The organism is Chitinophaga sp. (genome assembly GCF_035761305.1).
Taxonomy (GTDB): domain Bacteria; phylum Bacteroidota; class Bacteroidia; order Chitinophagales; family Chitinophagaceae; genus Chitinophaga.
Window position 1 is genome coordinate 1 of the sequence record NZ_DASTRI010000071.1, and the last position, 4,146, is coordinate 4,146.

General features: G+C 49.4%; 3 protein-coding genes. All 3 read left to right on the top strand.

The genetic code is table 11. The annotated features are described in order from the left end of the window. On the top strand, positions 1-1,432 hold a 1,432-nt coding region (locus tag VFS25_RS06600), incomplete at its 5' end, for a tyrosine-protein kinase family protein (RefSeq protein WP_326461336.1). Between the two features lie 16 nt (positions 1,433-1,448). Continuing rightward, on the top strand, positions 1,449-2,768 hold the full coding sequence (locus tag VFS25_RS06605) for a nucleotide sugar dehydrogenase (RefSeq protein ID WP_326461337.1): 1,320 nt from the start codon (positions 1,449-1,451) through the stop codon (positions 2,766-2,768). 15 nt (positions 2,769-2,783) lie between these two features. Further along, on the top strand, positions 2,784-4,146 hold a 1,363-nt coding region (locus VFS25_RS06610), incomplete at its 3' end, for an oligosaccharide flippase family protein (protein ID WP_326461338.1).

A 4,146-nucleotide genomic window follows, 5' to 3' on the forward strand; every position in this document is an offset into this window, starting at 1 on the left:
CTCCAAGCAGCTTACCGAGCAGCAGGTGCGTTTGAATGTAGTGGAATCCCTGGAGCAATATATCCGCGACGAGCAGAATAACAAGCGGGTGGTACCCTCTTCGCTGATCGTACAGGACCCCACCTTTATAGCGCTGGTAGAAAAATATAACGCCCTGCAGCTGGAACGGGAGAGGGCCCTGCTGTCTAATACAGAATCCAATCCCTTTGTGCAAAACATTGACCGGCAGCTGAGAGGGCTGCGTACTGACCTGCAGAATAACCTGGCATCTTTGAAACAGGGCATTCAGGCAGGCCTGGCCGGCCTGGAACGGAATGCCAATATGGTCAGCAGCGAAATACGCAGCGTACCGGGTAAGGAGCGCGTTTTCCTCGACTATGCCCGGCAACAAACCGTGAAGCAGGAGCTATACCTGTTTCTGCTAAAGAAACGGGAAGAATCAGCCATTTCAAAGTCATCCAATATTGCCATTGCCAGGATCATTGACCGGGGCAAAAGCGAACCCCTTCCTTTCAGCCCCAGGCGTACCCTGGCTTATTTGCTGGGCCTTATTGGCGGTGTTGTGCTGCTGTCGGCCTGGCTGTACCTGCGTGAGCTGCTGAACCGGCGCATTGCCGACAAGCAGGATATTATTAAGAACACCCCTGTGCCAATACTTGCAGAGATCGGGCACAACGGCAGTAACCAGCGGGTGGTGGTGGAAAGGGACTCCCGCAGCGCTGTTGCAGAACAGTTCAGGGCCATGAGAACCAACCTGCAGTTTATCCTGTCGGGGAAAAAAGAAAAGGTGATTATGCTTACCTCCAGCATGAGCGGTGAGGGGAAATCCTTTGTGGCCACCAACCTGGCCGCGGTGCTGGCCCTGTCCGGCAAAAGCGTAGTGCTGATGGAAATGGACCTCCGCAAGCCTAAAATATCCCAGATGCTGGGGCTACCCAACAATATAGGCTTTAGCACGTATGCTATCGGAAAGGTGGTTTTTGAAGAGCTGATAAAACCATCGGGCATCCATGAAAAGGTATGGCTGATCCCTTCAGGTCCGGTACCGCCTAACCCCGTGGAGCTATTGATGCTGGAAAAAACCGAACAGCTGTTTGCCGAGCTGCGGGCGCATTTTGATTATGTAATCATAGATACCGCGCCGGTAGGCCTGGTTACAGATGCGCAGCTGCTGGGCCGCTTTGCCGATATGACGCTTTACCTGGTAAGACAGGGCTATACCTTTAAACAGCAGCTGCAGCTTACCAAAGAGCTATACCAGCAGAAAAAGCTGCCTAAGATAAACCTGGTAGTGAATGATATAAAAGCCGGCAATGGTGGTTACGGCTATGGATATGGGTATGGCTACGGCTACGGGTATGGCTACGGATATGAAGAAGCAGAAAACGGCAGCGTACTCACAAAAATTAAAAAATCGCTCGTGCGCAAATAATAAATGCTCCTGTAATATGAACAATAACGGAAAATTAAATAGGGTAGAAAACGCCCGGATAGCCATTATAGGCCTGGGATATGTTGGTCTGCCGCTGGCTTTGGAGTTTGCCAAAAAATATGATACCCTGGGATTTGATATTAACCAGGACCGGGTAGAAGAGCTGCAGAAAGGCAAAGACCGTACACAGGAAGCCAGCGTTACAGAACTCAGAAAGGTGCTCGCATTAAAGCAGGAAGGGAAAAAGTCAGTAGGGCTGCTATTGTCCTTTGACAAAGAAGACCTTCGTAAGTATAACACGTTTATTGTTACCGTGCCTACGCCCATTGACCAGTTTAAGGCGCCTGATCTGCGGCCGCTGCTCAGGGCGTCGGAAATGCTGGGCACCATACTTAAAGCAGGTGATATTGTTATCTATGAATCCACTGTTTATCCTGGCTGCACGGAAGAAGAATGCATACCTGTGCTGGAAAAAGTATCAGGACTGAAATTCAACAAAGATTTTTTTGTGGGGTACTCCCCCGAACGGATTAACCCCGGTGATAAGATCAATACCCTTACCAAGATCAAAAAGGTTACCAGCGGCTCTACGCCGGATATTGCCTGCCGGATAGACAGCCTGTATGCGTCCGTAATTGAGGCTGGCACGCATAAGGCTTCCTGTATAAAGGTAGCCGAAGCATCCAAAGCCATCGAAAATGCCCAGCGCGATCTTAATATCTCCTTTGTAAATGAGCTGGCGCTCATTTTTGACCGCATTGGTATTGATACCAATGAAGTAATTGAAGCAGCCGGCACCAAGTGGAATTTCCTGAAATATAAACCAGGACTGGTAGGCGGCCACTGCATTGGCGTAGACCCGTACTACCTGGCGCATAAGGCGGAGGCATTGGGCTATAACCCGCAGGTGATACTTTCAGGCCGGCGCGTAAACGATCATGTGGGCCATTTTGTGGCCAATAAGGTGGTAAAGCTGATGATTGAGAAAGATCATAAAATAAGAGGCTCCCGCGCGCTGATCATGGGAATAACCTTTAAGGAAAATTGCCCCGATGTGCGCAACACCCGGGTAGTGGACATATACCATGAGCTCAAACAATTTGGCCTGCAGGTGGATATTTACGACCCCTGGGCAGATGCCGCGGAAGTACGGCACGAATACGGGCTGGAAGTGCTGAACAAGCTGGAGCCCACCGTGGTGTACGATGCTATTGTGGTAGCCGTGGCCCACAATGAATTCCTCAGCTTTGATTATGAAAAGGTAAAACGCAACAACGGAGTAATATTTGATACCAAAGCCTGCCTGGACCGGCGTTTGGTGGATGCCAGACTTTAAGTTAAAAGAGTATTTATGCAAGGTATACAAGGGATCGCTCCCTTTGTTTTCGGAAAGATAGGAAAGGTTTTAAAAGTAGATGTGAAATCCGGGGTAGCCCAAAAAATATCGCAGGGCATCGTCTGGACTTTTTTCAGCACCATCGTATTCCGGAGTATTATTTTTCTCACATCTGTTTGTATTGCCAGAATGTTAAACCGCCAGGGATTTGGAGAATTTGGTATGGTAAGGGCTACCATCGATATGTTCGTAGCTTTTGCGGGGTTTGGCCTGGGCGTTACTACCACGAAGTTCATTGCAGAATATAAACATACTGATAAGGTGAAGGCAGGCCGTATTATCCGGCTTACTTCTATCGTATCATGGACCATGGGCACCGTTATCGGGGGGGCGCTGCTGCTTAGCGCAGATGCGCTGGCTGTTCGCTCCCTGAATGCGCCCGGATTGGCAAATGACATCCGGTATGGCGCGCTGGCCATACTCTTTTATTCCGTTAACACAGCGCAAAACGGCACGCTGGCAGGGTTTGAGTCGTTTAAGAGCATTGCCAGGATAAATATGACGGCAGGGGTGGTAAACTTCCCGGTATCGCTTGTGCTCGTCTGGTATTTTGGAATAGAAGGCGCCGTAATAAGCCTGGCAACCAATGCAGTAATAATAGCTGCAATGGGCTTTTGGGAGGTGCGCAGGGTAGCCCGCAAGTACAACGTTAATGTAAACGAAAGCGGCGCACTGCATGAATACAAAGTGCTTACCCACTTCAGCCTGCCGGCTGTGCTGGGCAATGTACTTATACTGCCGGTAACCTGGTTCTGTAACGCCATACTGGTTAAGCAACCGGGGGGCTTTAAGGAGTTGGGCATTTATAATGCAGGATTCAGCATTATGCTGATGGTGAATGTAGTGAACAGCATGCTGGGGCAGGTGCTGATGCCTTATGCCGTGCTGAACTTTAAAACAAGAAGCAAAAAGTTTGAAATGCTGAATAGCATGTTGCCCTGGGCTATTGGTATAGTGATTGCCTTACCCTGTATGTTCATACCGGAAGTGGGAGATGTGCTGTTTGGTAAAAACTTTTCCGGTAATGAATTAAGAGCAACCATTATGATCATTATGATCAGCACGATTGTTACCTCCCACCGGCAGGGCATTGGCAGGAATATAGCTGCGGGCAGCTATATGTGGTGGAACATGTTAAGCAACTCCTGCTGGGGGCTGATAGCGCTGGTGGTCATGTATTTCCTCCGGCACTGGGGCGCCGAAGGCAGGGCCGCTGCTTTTGGCATTGCCTATGTATGCACAACCGTGCTGTTTATCCCGTTCTACTACCGGAAAAAATTGTGCGATGAGGCTTTTATTGCATCACCCGAATCTATTG